At 60.9% G+C, this 14,582-nt stretch carries 14 protein-coding genes; 8 read left to right on the top strand and 6 right to left on the bottom strand.

Features of this window, described 5'->3' with window-relative positions:
- Positions 1-103: 103 nt before the first annotated feature.
- Positions 104-1,381, bottom strand: coding sequence for a glutamate dehydrogenase GdhB (gene gdhB, locus NMAG_RS11130; RefSeq protein ID WP_004215554.1), 1,278 nt, complete (start codon positions 1,379-1,381; stop codon positions 104-106).
- A gap of 293 nt (positions 1,382-1,674) precedes the next feature.
- Here gdhB and NMAG_RS11125 point away from each other — a divergent pair, with 293 nt between their 5' ends.
- Together NMAG_RS11125 and NMAG_RS11120 are read left to right on the top strand one after the other, a co-directional pair.
- Positions 1,675-3,075, top strand: coding sequence for an NAD-dependent succinate-semialdehyde dehydrogenase (locus NMAG_RS11125; protein WP_004215555.1), 1,401 nt, complete (start codon positions 1,675-1,677; stop codon positions 3,073-3,075).
- A 224-nt stretch (positions 3,076-3,299) separates the two neighbouring features.
- Positions 3,300-3,758, top strand: a complete 459-nt coding sequence (locus NMAG_RS11120) for a MaoC family dehydratase (RefSeq protein ID WP_004215556.1) — start codon at positions 3,300-3,302, stop codon at positions 3,756-3,758.
- A gap of 53 nt (positions 3,759-3,811) precedes the next feature.
- Here the strand turns inward: NMAG_RS11120 and NMAG_RS11115 are convergent, their stop codons facing one another.
- Entirely contained in the window at positions 3,812-4,162 is a 351-nt protein-coding gene (locus tag NMAG_RS11115; RefSeq protein WP_004215557.1) for a DUF5658 family protein, read from the bottom strand.
- A 907-nt stretch (positions 4,163-5,069) separates the two neighbouring features.
- Here NMAG_RS11115 and NMAG_RS11110 point away from each other — a divergent pair.
- From NMAG_RS11110 to NMAG_RS11100, 4 genes are all read left to right on the top strand, one after another.
- Positions 5,070-6,305, top strand: a complete 1,236-nt coding sequence (locus NMAG_RS11110; protein ID WP_004215558.1) for a hypothetical protein — start codon at positions 5,070-5,072, stop codon at positions 6,303-6,305.
- A 132-nt stretch (positions 6,306-6,437) separates the two neighbouring features.
- Positions 6,438-6,656 carry a hypothetical protein gene (locus tag NMAG_RS11105; RefSeq protein WP_004215559.1) on the top strand — a complete coding sequence of 73 codons (219 nt, stop codon included), beginning with the start codon at positions 6,438-6,440 and terminating at the stop codon, positions 6,654-6,656.
- Between the two features lie 273 nt (positions 6,657-6,929).
- On the top strand, positions 6,930-7,052 hold the full coding sequence (locus NMAG_RS22655; protein ID WP_255568263.1) for a hypothetical protein: 123 nt from the start codon (positions 6,930-6,932) through the stop codon (positions 7,050-7,052).
- A gap of 3 nt (positions 7,053-7,055) precedes the next feature.
- A complete protein-coding gene (locus tag NMAG_RS11100) occupies positions 7,056-8,315 on the top strand; it encodes an RNA-guided endonuclease InsQ/TnpB family protein (protein ID WP_004215561.1) in 1,260 nt (419 codons plus the stop codon).
- A gap of 53 nt (positions 8,316-8,368) precedes the next feature.
- On the opposite strand, the gene NMAG_RS11095 is transcribed toward NMAG_RS11100, so the two are convergent.
- The 3 genes from NMAG_RS11095 to NMAG_RS11085 all read right to left on the bottom strand — a co-directional run bounded on the left by NMAG_RS11095 (position 8,369) and on the right by NMAG_RS11085 (position 11,166).
- Positions 8,369-9,241 (bottom strand): class 1 fructose-bisphosphatase, encoded by an 873-nt coding sequence (locus tag NMAG_RS11095; RefSeq protein WP_004215562.1) that lies wholly within the window; start codon positions 9,239-9,241, stop codon positions 8,369-8,371.
- Position 9,242: 1 nt separating this feature from the next.
- Positions 9,243-10,037 (bottom strand): class I fructose-bisphosphate aldolase, encoded by a 795-nt coding sequence (locus tag NMAG_RS11090; protein WP_004215564.1) that lies wholly within the window; start codon positions 10,035-10,037, stop codon positions 9,243-9,245.
- A 190-nt stretch (positions 10,038-10,227) separates the two neighbouring features.
- Positions 10,228-11,166 (bottom strand): helix-hairpin-helix domain-containing protein, encoded by a 939-nt coding sequence (locus NMAG_RS11085; RefSeq protein WP_394295565.1) that lies wholly within the window; start codon positions 11,164-11,166, stop codon positions 10,228-10,230.
- A 111-nt stretch (positions 11,167-11,277) separates the two neighbouring features.
- On the opposite strand from NMAG_RS11085, the gene NMAG_RS11080 reads away from it, so the two are divergent.
- The gene (locus NMAG_RS11080) at positions 11,278-12,549 is read left to right on the top strand and encodes a disulfide oxidoreductase (RefSeq protein WP_004215566.1); all 1,272 of its coding nucleotides are present in this window, start codon (positions 11,278-11,280) and stop codon (positions 12,547-12,549) included.
- A gap of 49 nt (positions 12,550-12,598) precedes the next feature.
- Here NMAG_RS11080 and NMAG_RS11075 read toward each other — a convergent pair whose 3' ends face one another.
- Entirely contained in the window at positions 12,599-13,651 is a 1,053-nt protein-coding gene (locus NMAG_RS11075; protein ID WP_004215567.1) for a phytoene/squalene synthase family protein, read from the bottom strand.
- Positions 13,652-13,814: 163 nt separating this feature from the next.
- On the opposite strand from NMAG_RS11075, the gene NMAG_RS11070 reads away from it, so the two are divergent.
- Positions 13,815-14,510 (top strand): SDR family oxidoreductase, encoded by a 696-nt coding sequence (locus tag NMAG_RS11070; protein ID WP_004215569.1) that lies wholly within the window; start codon positions 13,815-13,817, stop codon positions 14,508-14,510.
- Positions 14,511-14,582: the final 72 nt, after the last annotated feature.

The raw sequence follows: 14,582 nt of genomic DNA, 5'->3' as shown, positions 1-14,582 counted from the left end.
TGACTTGCAGTGGCTACTATAGCTCCGCTTCAGATCTGTTTCAGGTCCAGAAAGGGGTCCGGTCAGATGTGGATTCGGATGCGGATACAGAGACAGCGAGCGTCTACGGCCAGAGACCGCGCGCCTCGTGTGCCTCGGCGATGCGCTGAAGTGCAACGATGTACGCCGCGTCGCGCCAGGTCACGTCGTTGCGTTCGTACTCCTCACAGACCGCGCCCCAGGCGCGGAGCATCTCGGTTTCGAGTTCCTCGTGGACGCGCTCCAGACTCCAGGCGCGGCGGTTGATGTCCTGAAGCCACTCGAAGTAGGAGACGGTGACGCCGCCCGCGTTCGCCAGAATGTCTGGAATGACCGGAATATCCCGATTTTCGAAGATCTGATCGGCCGTCGAGGTCGTCGGGCCGTTCGCGCCCTCGACGATCATCTCGGCGTTGATGTTGCGTGCGTTGTCGCCAGTGAGCACGTTCCCGATTGCGGCGGGGATGAGCACGTCGACGTCGAGTTCGAGCAGTTCCTCGTTGGTAAGCGACTGTGGGGCATCGTAGCCCGAGACCATCCCTGGAGTTTCGTCGTGGTCTTCGACGTCGTTCGTGTCGAGGCCATCAGGGTCGTAGATGGCACCGTCGATGTCGGAAACAGCGACGATGGAAGCGCCGCGTTCGTCCAGGTAGCGGGCGGCGTTCGCGCCAACGCTACCGAACCCTTGCACGGCAACAGTTGTCTCGTCGAGTTCCCAGTCGTAGTAGTCGACCGCCTCCGCGGTGATGATTCCGACACTCCGGCCAGGCGACTTCTCACGGCCCTGGGAGCCACCGATAACTGGCGGTTTGCCGGTCACGACGCCCGGCGTGGTTTCGCCTTCCTGCATCGAATAGGCGTCCATGAACCAGGCCATCGTCTCGGGGTCGGTTCCCATGTCCGGTGCCGGGATGTCTTTCATCGGACCGATAACGGGTCGGAGCTCCTCTGCGAAGCGACGGGTGAGTCGCTCTTTTTCGTCCGTACTGAGATCCTTCGGGTCGACGACAACACCCCCTTTCGCGCCGCCAAAGGGGAGATCCATAACGGCACATTTCCAGGTCATCCACATCGAGAGGCCGACACACTCCTCCTCGTTGACGGCAGGGTGATAGCGCAGTCCGCCCTTGTAGGGGCCGCGAACGCTGTCGTGATGGGCGCGATAGCCGGTGAACATCTCGCGGGTGCCGTCGTCGCGCTCGAGTGGGATCGTGACTCGATAGACGCTGGTCGGGTGGCGAAGCCGCTCGACGATGCCCTCGTCGACATCCAGGTGTGCGGCCGCGCGCTCGAGTTGGCGACGGGCTGTTTCGACTGCGCTTTCCTCTTCTTCGGGTTCCGTTGTCGGTTCGGCTGCGGTCATAGTGATGGTGAAAGTGGCTGTACCCGCGTGAGGAGACGATCGAACAGCGTATCAGCGAGTGCGTGGGTGGATCACGCTGTCGTTGGGTGCGCTGAGACCGCCGGCGGGTGTAGATGTGTGCGTTTCCGACCCACCATCATAACCCTTGTTACTCCACCGTAATTCGTGCAATACTTGCTTTGCACTGTGCTACTGAAACGCTCGCTTGTCGGTTCCTTGTACGGTGGCAGTGACAGATGTACGAGTCGCAGGTGCCCGTTCATTTAAAGCCGTTGTCTGTGGTCGCGTTCTCTATGTCGATCGAGAGCACGAATCCGGCGACCGGCGACGTGATCGAGACGTACGACGAAACGAACGCGAGCGAACGCAGTGAGCGGCTCGAACGCGCACAGACCGCCTTCGAGGAGTGGCGCGACGTGCCAATTGAGACGCGCCAGCGGTTGCTCGTGAACGCTGGCGACGTGCTTCGAGAGAACACCGAGGAGTACGCCGAACTGATGACACGAGAGATGGGGAAGCCGATCGAGCAGGCGCGCGCCGAGGTCGAGAAGTGTGCGTGGGTCTGTGACTACTACGGCGAGCACGCAGCCGAGTTTCTCCAGGACGAGGTAGTCGCGAGTGATCCGAACGCCAGAACCGTCGTCGCACACCAGCCCCTCGGACCAATCCTCGCGATCATGCCGTGGAACTTCCCGTTCTGGCAGGTCTTTCGATTCGCTGCTCCGAACCTCGCTGCGGGGAACGTTGGCCTGTTGAAACACGCCTCGAACGTTCCCGGTTGCGCACGTGCGATTGCGGATATCTTCCACGAGGCTGGCTTTCCGGAGGACGTCTTTACGACACTGCTGATCGACTCCAGTGAAATCGAGGCGGTGATCGAGGACGACCGCATTCAGGGTGTGACGCTCACCGGAAGCGACGGCGCAGGCCGTGCGGTCGCCGAAACTGCCGGCAGCGAACTCAAAAAGACCGTCCTCGAACTCGGCGGCAGCGATCCGTTCGTGGTACTCGAGGACGCCCCGATGGAGGAAACAGTCGAGACGGCAGTCCAGGCTCGGCTCCTGAACTCGGGGCAGTCCTGTATCGCGGCGAAGCGGTTCATCGTCGTCGAGGACGTCTACGACGAGTTTGTCGACCGCTTTACGGAGGAGATGGACGCCCAGGTCGTTGGCGATCCGCTCGACGAGGAGACGGATATCGGACCGCAGGCGCGACCGGATCTGCTCGACCAACTGCACGAACAGGTACAGGAAACCGTCGAACAGGGTGGCGAGATCCGACTGGGCGGCGAGCCGGTGGACCGCGAGGGGGCATTTTACCCGCCGACGGTGGTGACCGACGTTCCTGAAGACGCACCCGCAGACCAGGAGGAACTGTTCGGACCGGTCGCAACGGTGTTCCGGGTTCCAGACGAGGCGGCTGCGATCGAGAAGGCTAACGACACTCGATTCGGGCTGGGCGCGAGCGTCTGGACCGATGACCTGGAACGCGGCGAGCGTGTCGCCCGTGAGTTCGAGTCGGGACTTGCGTTCGTGAACGAACTCGTCAAGTCCGATCCGCGGCTGCCCTTCGGCGGTGTGAAGGATTCGGGGTACGGTCGCGAACTCGCCCGGGACGGTATCCGGGAGTTCGTGAACACGAAGACGATCTGGGTACAACAGGACGCTGGCGAGGAGACAGACCTGGTGGAGTGAGGCTGGGGCTGGTGGCGTGAGAGCCGGAGGTCTACGGCGAACGCGAGCAGCGGAGCGCTATGGGTGGGTTGGACAGAACTGAGGCCTAATCCGATCGCGATCCATAGCTACCGGGGTGCTGCACAACTCCCGGGATGCTGCACAACTCCCTCCAACTATCGGATGCTGTACAACTTCCGGGACGCTACACTATCTTTTTGATCCAACCCCTCCACGTCGAACGTATGACCGGGCTGTACTACGAGGAGTTCACGGTCGGCGAAACGATCGAACACGAGCGACGACGAACTGTCTCCGAGAGCGACAACCAGCGGTTCTGTGATATGACGATGAACCAGCAGCCGCTGCACCTGGACGACGAGTTCGCAGCCGACACCGACTTCGGCGAGCGACTGGTCAACGGGCTCTACACGATGAGTCTCGCCGTCGGTATCTCGATCCCCGAGACGACCGATGGAACCATCGTTGCGAACCTCTCGTACGACAACGTCGAACACCCCCATCCCGTGTTCCACGGCGATACCCTCCGTGTCCAGTCGACTGTTACGGACAAACACGAAACGAGCGACGGCGAACGCGGCGTCGTCACCATGCACGTTGAAGTGTTCAATCAGGACGACGACCTGGTCTGTGAGTTCGACCGGACCGCGCTCTCGCTGAAACGCGAATCCGTCGACGAGTAGTCACCTCTCGAACGGCGAGCACACCGGCTAACAACTGTCGACTCGAACCCAGCTCAGACCACCGTCGAAATCATATAGATGTTGATCCCGCTCGCGATGAGCCACGGAAGCGCCAGTCCAGCAGGAACGATCGGCTGATACACTCTGGGCAAGAGCGGCCGACAACACAGTCCGACGCCGACAGCCGCAGCTTTCAGCACGAGCATCCCAACGAGGCCGTAGCCGTCGATAGCGCTTCGTGCGATCGGATTCGACTCGGAGAGGCCAAGATGCAGACCGAGAAACGTCGTCACGACATCTCCCACGAGCGACACACCGACGAGCACCCAGAGGAAGCGGTCGAGATCGCTCGTCGTAACGGTAGCGGTCAGCCGCGGTACCGAGTAGACGGCGTCGGATTGCATACGCTCCCGCCCGGAATCGAACCGGATGGGCGTGGACCACTGGTAGCGAACGACTGTGTTGGTCGCTGTACCCGTTACATAACACCGACCGTTCGCCGTCTCCCACCGGGAGCAACCGGCTTCCAGTCGATGTGTCCCCGATAACGGGTATTGTTATGAGAGCCGTATCGTCTCCCCCATCAGTGATTACACTCCAGTAATGAGTGCCAAATGCGACGACTGCCTCGGGGTGTGCATGAATGGAACTCGTGGGTACTCGAGTACCAGTGTGACTCGAGTACCAGTGAGGAACGTAACATGTGTGGTCGAGAGGGCCGAGATGATCGAGAGGGGCAGGGGGTCCGGGGGTGGAGGGATGGAGAGATGAAAGGGTGGAGGGGTGGAGAGATGGAGGGATGGAGAGATGGAGGGATGGAGAGATGAAAGGGTGGAGGGGTGGAGAGATGGAGGGATGGAGAGATAGGAGAATAGGAGACTAAGGGATGTGAAACGGAGGTAAGAGGAACACCGGTGTCGAACACCCGGCGACGCGGCAGGGCGGCACACGCCACGAGCGGACGAGTTGGGGAGGAACGTGCGACGGCGGGTGTCACGAACCGGTCGGAGGTGTGTCGGTTCGGCGGTTGTCTCCGCGGTCACCAGCACGGAGACGATTCAGAGTATCCCCCATGGTGACACGAACGTTCGCGTTCAGTCGTCCAGTCATTATATCACGAGTGAGTGTCACCCTCGTTGCATTCGTATCAGTTTGCAAGTCCAGTGTGTATTTCCGTGGCGACAACTGCAGGCACAACGGCTATTCATAACTCTCTCTATCCTGCAGATACGTGCTGCAATAACCTCTGTACGTGAATATTAGCTTTGACGTGCGGAAATAGAATCGAAGACGGCACCGACTCTCAAGTACATGTCAGGAGATACGACAGAACGCGGAGTTCGGCGGCTCGCGACGATTCGGGATCGTCTCGATGCGGGAATGGATCGTCGTGAGTTCATCCGAACGCTCGCGACCGGTGGCTACGCCGTCGGCATGGCACAGTTCCTCGGCGTCGAGGATTTCTTGAGTGCCGACGACGGCGATGTGCCGATCGTGACCGCGCTCGTCAGGGAAAATCCGGACGATCCCTGGTCGCTGACAGAGCGGACACGCTACGTCCCTGCGGGCTGGTACGCGGCACTCGAGTCCGCGATCGAGCTAAACGAGCGACTGGCACAGCTCGCGTTCACCGGCTATCTTGGGAGCGCGGTCGTCCCTGGCACCTATCAGAGCGAGACCGCCACCGTCTCGGTCGGCATCTCGCGAGACTGGGATTCCGTTCGTGACCTTCTCGACCAGCTCACAACCGGCATTCCGGTCGAGATCGAAGCCATCTTCGACGACGACGGAATCGACGACCTGGAAGACGTCGGTGACATCGAGGACGCAGAGGATCTCGAAAACGTCGATGACAACGAGGGCGGGTACGACTCGTTCGAGCCGCGTATCGTCGAGCAGGTCCACGATGGGTACGTTCCGAGCGGGGTTGCGTGTGAGACGCCGACGAGTTTAGCAACGCTCGGGCCGGCACTGTACAGCCCCGACGAGGAGCAAGCGTTCTTCGTGACCGCAGAACACGCCTTCGAAGGCAACCCCGATCCGACCGGTGAATCCGTCGCACTCCCTGTCCAAGATTCAGACCACGTTTCGCTTGGCACTGTTTCGAGTGCACACCCGGTCGAAGACTTCGCCACCATCGAACCGACGGGCGACATCGAACCGGTCAGTTTGATCGACACGCAGCCGCCGCTGCGAGTACGCGGACAGTACACCAAGTTCGGTCTCGCGGACCTGATGGCTCGCGGTGAACGACTCGAGAAGGTTGGCGCGATGACCGGCCACACGACGGGTTCGATTCAGGGGATCGACGCGGTGACCTGCTTTACGGATAACTTCTGCCGATACGGTCAGATTCGGTGGGGTGGGGAGATGGATCTGACCGACGGTGACAGTGGATCGGTGAGCTTTCACGCCGATCCAGAGGGGACAGATGAGGACGTCCTCATCGCTGGTTTCAACAACGCTCGTACCTGGTGGCCCGGCCAGAGCTACGTCTGGGGGGTTGGTGCGTACAGATTGACTGAACTCCATGGCTATCACTTCTGAGCGCTGCGAACGGCGACTGATCGCAATGATCGATTCGGCGAGGACTGTACCACTCGCATCGGCGATGACTGCACTGACCATCCTACCAGTGACTGTCTCGAACGACTCACCGCTGCACACACGGAGGACACAGTGAGCGACGGCTCGTCACACTCGAGTACGCGGTCGACTCCAAGCGGCAGGGCGATCCTCGGCGGGATCGGACGAGTTATCGCTGACGCGATTCTCATCGGCGCGTTCGTCCTGTTGCTGACGCTGCTGTTCTTGCAGACTGGCTGGCCGCGCTGGGTGTTCTACGCGGTGCTGTTTCTCGGCGTTGCAGGGTATGTTTCGATTACGCGACCGTGGTAGCACAGCTTGGTGTTGCTGGTGGGGCGTGTCTCACGTCTCGCGTCTCGCGTCGACGATAGTGCCGAAAACCGAGGGTGATGAAGAAGAGCGAGAGGGGCAGTGTCGTTTGGTTTTAGCTAATTTCAGGCGCTAAGCCCCCGTCCTCAAGGAGCGACCAAAGGGAGCGAGTAGGGCGGGGATACAGCGCCGTCTTCGCCTTTTTCACCTTCCTGTTGCTGGCCCACAGGCCCACGAACCGATACAGTTATGCACATACTGCGTATAATACACACCGTGGAACGGAAGAACATCACAATCCGTGAAGATCAAGCTGAGTGGGTCGAGGAGAACCACTTGAATCTCTCCTCGTTCGTCCAAGAGAAACTGGACGAGCTTATCGAACAACGTGAGGGATAACTGATGCACTACGCCTACAGGTTCCGGCTCAAACCAACCGCCGAACAGCGTGAAACGCTGGACCATCACCGCGATACCTGTAGGCAACTCTACAACCACGCTCTCAGGGATTTTAACAAGATTCCCGACTCGGCAGGAACGCTCAACCAACGAGTGCGACAGGTCCGCGATCAACTCACCGACCTGAAAGACTGGTGGGATGAACTGAATGACCTGTACTCAACGGTTGCACAGGCCGCAGTCATGCGGATTGAAGACAGTATCACGGCACTATCTGAACTGAAAGAAAAGGGGTACAACGTCGGGAGTCTCAACTGGAAGGCACCGAGAGAGTTCCGCAGTTTCACATACGTCCAGTCTGGCTTCGAGTTCGACAAGAAGAACGGTCAGACTGTCCTCTCGTTGTCGAAACTCGCGGATATACCGATTGAGTGTCACCGACAAATCCCCGAAGATGAAACAGTCAAAGAAGTCACGCTCAAGAAAGAACCAACTGGAGAGTGGTACGCCTCATTCACCGTTGATGATAAAGATGAACCTGCCAAACCGTCGCTGGAGGATGTTGACGCGGACGAGATGGTTGGCATCGACGTGGGAATTCTGAAGTATGCCCACGACACTGACGGCACGGCAGTTGGTTCACTTGACCTCTCGGAAGACCGCGACAGGCTTGAACGGGAGCAACGAAACCTCTCGCGCAAAGAGCACGGGTCGAACAACTGGGAAAAACAGCGGCAGGCAGTTGCCGAGTGTCATCTCGACATCAAGCGCAAGCGGCGTGACTTCCTGCACACACTCTCGAACTATTACGCTCGGGAGTACGATCTCGTGGCCGTTGAAGACCTTGACGTGAAAGGGATGCTCGAATCGCCGCGCAACAGTCGCAATACGGCGTCAGCGGCGTGGAGCACTTTCACCGATATGCTCGAATACAAGTGCGAGCGAGAAGGCACGCACTTCGTGGATGTTGACCCTGACGGCACCACCAAAGAGTGCGCCCAGTGTGGCGTCAAAACCGACAAACCGCTCTGGGTGCGTGAACATTCTTGTCCGGCCTGTGGGTTCGAGGTGGACAGAGACGCAAACGCAGCGTGGAACGTTCTTTCTCGCGGACTCTCGAAACTAGGAGTCGGTCACTCCGAATTAACGCCTGTGGAGACTGCGCTCCCTACGGGAACTGCGGTTGTTCCTGCAAAGCGCGTCGTGGAAGCAGGAAGCCCCTGCCTCAAGGAGCCGCCAACGGCGGCGAGTAGGCAGGGGTAGTTCACTTCCGGTTCCAGTGTCGGCTTTGATCCGGTTCCGATTTCAGTCCCTGCTCAGGACAACTGCATCTCGAGTCGATCGATCAGTGACTCGTTGCCGACGAACACCGGTGTCCGTTCGTGGATATCGTCGCTTGGGTCGACGGTGAGCAACGATTGCTCGCCGTTCGAGGAGCGTCCGCCCGCTTGCTCGACGATGTAACCGACCGGGTTACCCTCGAACTGCAGGCGGAGCTTTCCTTCAGGCCGGGATTCGAGCCCCGGGTAGCCGAAGATGCCGCCGTAGGTCAGCACCTGGTTGACGTCGCCGATCATCGCACCACCGTAGCGGCGTTTGAGTTCGGTCTCGATCGTCCGGGCGTACTCCGTGAACTCGTCGGTCCAGTCAGGGACGCGGCCGCCGAAGCCGTAGACGACCGGGTCGTCGGGGAGTGTGATATCCTCGCGGATACGGCGATGGTTGCCGTCGGTCAGTTCGTACTCCGAGACGGTGTCCTCGGTTGCGAGGAGCATCGTCGTGATCGGGCCGTAGAGCACGTACGCCGCCGCAACGAGGTTCTCACCGCGGGCTGGCAGCGGCGCGTCGTAGACACCGATGATGGTCCCCATCGCGTTGTTGGACGTGAGATTCGAGGAACCGTCGAGTGGATCGACGGCGACGGTGTAGCCGTCCGTCGAAGCCGCGTCTCTACCACAGTCGATGATCGCTTCGCGCTCCTCGCTCGCGTACTGACTGACGCCGTCGATCGACGAGAGTCGGTCGGCGAGCAATTCGTCCGCCCAGATGTCGGCTTCAACCTGCGTCTCACCGCTTGGATTCTCCTCGTCGACGGCGTCGCGGCGACCGACAAGTCCACGTCGGATCTCCGGTGCGGAGTGGCTCACCGTCGTGACGACGTCCTCGACGACCGGGTCGGACATCGTCATCCTATTCGGTTGCCTCGAGTGCGGCGTCTGCCGTTTCCTCATCGTAGATAACCTTCTCGAGTGCGTCGAGGATCTGGGTTGGGTTCTCGCGCTGCCAGACGTTGCGGCCAACGGCAAGTCCCGTTGCGCCGGCGTTGACGGCTGCCTCGACGGTCGAGAGGAACTCGTAGTCGGAGGTCTTCGACCCACCGCTCATGACGACCTTCATGTCGCCGGCGGCCTTGCAGGCGTGTTCCATCGCGTCGGAACTACCGGGGTACTTGACCTTCGCGATGTCGGCACCGAGCTCGAGACCGAGTCGGGTCGCGTAGGAGATGACCTCGGGTTTCGTGTCGTTTTTGAGTCCCTGTCCGCGCGGGTACGACCACATGACGACCGGAAGGTCGTGCTCGCGGGCGTCTTCCTGAACGTCGCGGAACTCTTCGGCCATCTCGACTTCGTGGTTCGAGCCGCCGTAGAGGGTGAAGCCGATGGCGTCGGCACCGATTTCGGCCGCGTAGTCGACCGAGCAGTTGACCGCCGAGTCGTACTCGCCCATCCAGAGGTTCGACGTGCCGTTGACCTTCAACAGCAGGTTGACGTCGTCCTCGTAGCTTGGGTAGTAGCCCTCGGCGATTCCCTTCTGGACAGCCATCGCGGTGACGGCGTCGTGGGTCGCCGTCTCGAAGACCGTCGACGGATCGAGTTTCTCCGGGACGTCTTCGAAGTCGACCGGGCCGTGTTCGAGCCCGTGGTCCATCGCGAGGATCAGTGTCTTACCGTCACGAACGATTGGGGAATCGTCGATCGGAATCATCTGTTAGATGGTCCAACAGGCCGCTATAAATCTCTGATGGTCCGGATTATCGATATTACTCATTTGAGTAGTAACCATTGATGCGTGACTGTACAGCGAGCGTGTTTGAGCAGAGACAGGACTGGCGAACGAGAGCCTATAATTACGAAACGGCCGAGGTTGTACAAGCTCCAAAGTCACGAATCACGAATCACGAAAGCAATTCGCGCGCATTATGACGCCACGACCGAACGTGGAGCACGTCCAGATCCAGCAACCGGGCGACCGTCACCGCTCGAATCGTCGCCAGACGCTCTGCAGAGGTAACGCCTGCCTCCGCGAGCACTGCCGCATCCTCCGGTCCAACACCCGTCACGGCGGTGATCGGGGTTGGCCGTGGATACGGCCGTTTGCTGTCGCCGCTCTCTCCGTCGGCACCGGACCCACCAGCGGCGTTCGCATCTGACCGCGATTCTGCGTCTGTACTCGAGTCCCCCGCTCGCTCAGTCAGTGACTGTGGCTCGAAGCGCTGCCAGTCGTCCGTTCCGCTGGCTGCGATCCACGCGCGCTCGGCCGCGCCGAGGCCGCGGACCTCGTCGGAGCGACGGTCGAGATCCAGGTCGCTGTCGGTCTGGAACGACCACGGGAGGGAGAGCCGTCTGCGAAGGTCGTCGGCGAACGCCTCGTCGATGTCGGTCTCGAGGAGTTGCTGGTAGGAGTACTCCTTGTTGGCGACGGCGTCGGGATCCAGGTCGGCGTCTTCCAGTCGCTCGCGCTGGGCTGCGTCGAGTCGGGAGTTAGAACGGAGGTCGGTCGACGGGCGGTCGGTGGACTTGACCGCGAACACCTCGTCTGGTTCGTCGATGACGGGGAGTTCGATGCCGAGTCCGATGCCGAGGCTGATCATTTCCGACGTGTCGTCTCCGGCGTCGTTCTTGCTTTTGCACTCGTTCTCACTCTTATTCTCACTCTCACTCTCACTCTTACTCTTCCGCTCACCCTCTCGTTCCCTGGCCCGCTCTTCGATTGCCGTCCGCACCGCTGGCGGGCGCTCCTCGTGATCGCACGCTGTTTGCCCACTCGGCTCCCCGTCCCACTCGTTCGCCGAACCCGCCTCGTTCGGTTCGGTTACGAACTGTTCCTTACTCACGCGAGTCACCGCTCGTCCGTAGCTCTCACTGTCGAGTCTTGAAACTTGTCCTCACGTTGATGCACTTCCTGTCGTCCGAACTACTATTATCACTGCCAATGACTATCTCGTATGCGTTCACCTCCCCGCGTCGCAACCGCCGTCGTCGCCCTCTCGGTCCTCTGTCTCGCAGTCGTCGCACTCGCTGCCGGTGCGCCACCACCGTCACCCATCTGTGGCGTCTGTGGCTCCGACACACTCGACGGCGCAACCGAGCCAGGAACGCTCGACATCTACGTCGACGAAAGCGGTGATTCCCAGTGGGTCGCACAGGTCCCGGTCAATGAAACGGCTGCTGCCCACTACCAGACTGACGAGCACGCGCTCGCGACCACCGTCGATGACAGTCAGAACCGGTACCGCGCCGTCGACGACGAGGCACAAAACGTCACCGCAACCATTGACGACCAGACCGTTCGCGTCGAGTACACCGTCCCCAACGTCGCGAGACAGGGTGTGGTTGGCGACGGATGGGTACTCGAGTACTTCTACGCTGGCGACAGCCCGGTGCGGTACGAACTCGTCGCCGAGCGAGTGTCGATTCATCTGCCGGACGACTATACGGTGACGAACAGTCCGGCAGCGGGGAGTATCGAGAACGGAACGCTGACATGGGTGAGCGGTGGATCCGGAGAGGATGAAGAGGCAGCGGGTGACGACTTCCCCAGTCGGACCTACGTCACCTACGCCCAGTCGGGACTCACGAACACAGCCGCCTCCTGGACCGCAGCAGCAGTCGCGTTCGGGCCGGTGGTACTCGAGCACACCGTGCTGGCTGGCGTCGTCCCGGTGGTGATTGTGGGGTTCGCGGCGGTTGCGACCAGTACTGTCGGTGCTGGTCGATCACGAGAACTGGCTGGCCGCAGCCGCTGGGTTGGAACCGTCGGACGAACTGGCTGTGTCGCGCTCTGTCGCCGCCTCGGTGTCCATCACTCCCGGCGAACGCTGACGCTGCTCGGAGTGGTCGCAGTGGGGCTGCTTGCCGGGACGGGTTGGCTGGCTGGATTCCTGTTCGAGGCGCTTCTGATCGGTGCGTTCGGTCTGTCGGTCGTGCTGTTCTTGCCGTTCGGACATGCACTCGCACGGGGAGAGCGGAGTGCCTGGCTGTACGGCGTGGCCTGTCTACTGGCACCGCTTGGTGCCGTCGCTGCGTTAGCGCCGTTTCCGACGTCTGGCACGATTTACGTCCTCAGCCTCATCGTCTTCCTTCCGACTGCAGGAGGGACGGCCGTGCTCGGGTATGCGCTGTCGCTGGTCGGTCGGGAGATTGCACTGGAGGGAGACGGAAAACAGAGAGAAACACAGCATAGACAGACCAGCGCCGACGGACGTCCTCGTCCCTGAGCCGCGCCAGCGATCTCCCGTATCGCCTGTTTCGCGTCGGACGACGACGCTACTGGTGAAGCGGCTGTTCTGCCATCGTGGCCCGCAGTTCGTCGAGGCGAGAGCGGGACATGTCCTCTTCGAACTGCTGGAGCAGTGCATAGACCTCCGCGCGCGGGACCTTCACGTCGCCCTCCTCGACGACGTCCTCGGGTCGCTCGCGGAGTTCGCGCATCGTCCCAACGGCGAGAAGGTACGGAATCGCCCACGCCGAGAGGCGGTTGCCGTGTTGCTCCGGCACGACCTCGAGGTAGCGCTGGGCGTCGTCGAGGTACGTTTCTGCGCGCCCGGTAACGCGTTCGACCACGTTCGTCACACCGTTGTGGTTCTCCTCGTCGGTGACGGCGTCGAGGTCGACGTTCTCCTCCGCGAGCCACTCTGCGGGCAGGTAGACGTTGTTCTCCTCGTGGTAGTCTGACTCGACGTCCTTGGCGATGTTGACGAGTTGCAAGAGCAACGCGAACGACCGGGCGTTATCGCGCATCTCTGCGGCGCGCTCTTTCGACGCGCCGCGGGCGACGAGACCAGTGATCAGCGTTCCGACCGTGCCGGCGGCGTACCAGCAGTACTCCTCGAGTTCCTCGAGTGTCTGGAGTCGAAGGCCGCCTTCGTCGGCGTACCGGTCAGTGAACATTGCCATCCCGTCGACGAGTTCGCGGACGGGTTCGCGCATAATCTCGCGCGGTTCCTCGTCGAGTGATTCGAACGTTCGCAGGACGCGTGGCGTTTCGGCCACGACGTCCCAGTCGTTCGATCGCTCCGCTGGCTCGGGAATCCAGGGCTCGACGTCCGTCATAAATGCCTCGACGGACTGCTCCGATTCGGGGTCGAGGAGCCGATCGTATTCGGTGAGTAACTCGGTCTGTTCGGCAGGTGGAATGTGGCCCGCGTCCTCGATCGTGTCTGCAATTCGACAGAGGAGGTATCCCAGGCAGATGTGTTTCGACATCGGCTCTTCGAGCCGGTCGATCGTTATCGAGAAAGTCCGCGAAACGCCATGTACTGCGTCGTAACACCACTCCAGGTCGGCGTCGGTTGTGAATTCGTGCTGGCCCGTGGTCATCTACTGGATTCTCTTTCGTCCCCATCCCGGAAAAACGCCGCGGTCGTACCGTTCTATTCTGTTGGAGGTCGTAGAACGGAATTTGGCGATGCTGCCGGGCTAGACCGTCGCCCTGGCACGTCAGCCCCCCATCACTTTCTCTCCCGGTCTCAACTGAGTACGTATGTCAGATACCGACAACCCGACTACGACTGAAACAGTCCTTGTCGCCGGCTCACACGGACAGGTTGGCCAACACGTAACGAAGCAACTCGCTGAACGCGAACGCGAGGGATACCACGTTCGCGCGATGGTCCGTAAAGACAGCCAGGTCGACGAGATGGAATCGATGGGAGCAGCCGTCGAGGCCGTCGTTGCCGACCTGACCGACTCCGTCGAACACGCCGTCGACGGCTGTAACGCGATTATCTTCGCCGCGGGTTCCGGCGGCGAGGACGTCTACGGCGTCGACCGCGACGGTGCGATCCGACTTGTCGACGCCGCAGCAGACGAGGGAATCGGTCGCTTTGTCATGCTCAGTTCGATGGGGACAGACGATCCCAAATCCGGTCCAGAGCCCCTTCAGGACTACCTGATTGCAAAAGCCGAGGCCGACGAGTACCTCCGGAAGAGCGACCTCTCACACACCATCGTCCGCCCCGGCGAACTGACGACCGCGCCCGGAACCGGCGAAATCCGGGTCGGCACCGACTTCGAACTCGGCAACGGCGACATTCCTCGCGAAGACGTAGCAAGCGTGCTCGTGAGGGTACTCGAGTACGACCGTCTGACCGGCGAGACGTTCGAGTTGCTCTCGGGTGACGATTCGATCGATGGGGCGCTGGGATCGCTGGCCGAGGCAGGGCCGGACGCCGTCTGACTACTTTCCAACGGGTCACCACGAATCCGGCGGGCATTCGTGTACGACTCCGAATAAACGCGAAACAATCGG

It is taken from the genome of Natrialba magadii ATCC 43099 (genome assembly GCF_000025625.1).
GTDB lineage: Archaea > Halobacteriota > Halobacteria > Halobacteriales > Natrialbaceae > Natrialba > Natrialba magadii.
Note: the sequence above shows the minus strand (reverse complement) of the source record. Positions and strands in the feature narration are given on the sequence as shown.

Coding starts and splice junctions, on each gene's coding strand:
- NMAG_RS11120 (WP_004215556.1), top strand. CDS start 3,300: ATGACCGGGCTGTACTACGAGGAGTTCACGGTCGGCGAAACGATCGAA.
- NMAG_RS11080 (WP_004215566.1), top strand. CDS start 11,278: ATGCGTTCACCTCCCCGCGTCGCAACCGCCGTCGTCGCCCTCTCGGTC.
- NMAG_RS11095 (WP_004215562.1), bottom strand. CDS start 9,241: ATGACGATGTCCGACCCGGTCGTCGAGGACGTCGTCACGACGGTGAGC.
- gdhB (WP_004215554.1), bottom strand. CDS start 1,381: ATGACCGCAGCCGAACCGACAACGGAACCCGAAGAAGAGGAAAGCGCA.
- NMAG_RS11090 (WP_004215564.1), bottom strand. CDS start 10,037: ATGATTCCGATCGACGATTCCCCAATCGTTCGTGACGGTAAGACACTG.
- NMAG_RS11115 (WP_004215557.1), bottom strand. CDS start 4,162: ATGCAATCCGACGCCGTCTACTCGGTACCGCGGCTGACCGCTACCGTT.
- NMAG_RS11100 (WP_004215561.1), top strand. CDS start 7,056: ATGCACTACGCCTACAGGTTCCGGCTCAAACCAACCGCCGAACAGCGT.
- NMAG_RS11075 (WP_004215567.1), bottom strand. CDS start 13,651: ATGACCACGGGCCAGCACGAATTCACAACCGACGCCGACCTGGAGTGG.
- NMAG_RS11070 (WP_004215569.1), top strand. CDS start 13,815: ATGTCAGATACCGACAACCCGACTACGACTGAAACAGTCCTTGTCGCC.
- NMAG_RS11125 (WP_004215555.1), top strand. CDS start 1,675: ATGTCGATCGAGAGCACGAATCCGGCGACCGGCGACGTGATCGAGACG.
- NMAG_RS11110 (WP_004215558.1), top strand. CDS start 5,070: ATGTCAGGAGATACGACAGAACGCGGAGTTCGGCGGCTCGCGACGATT.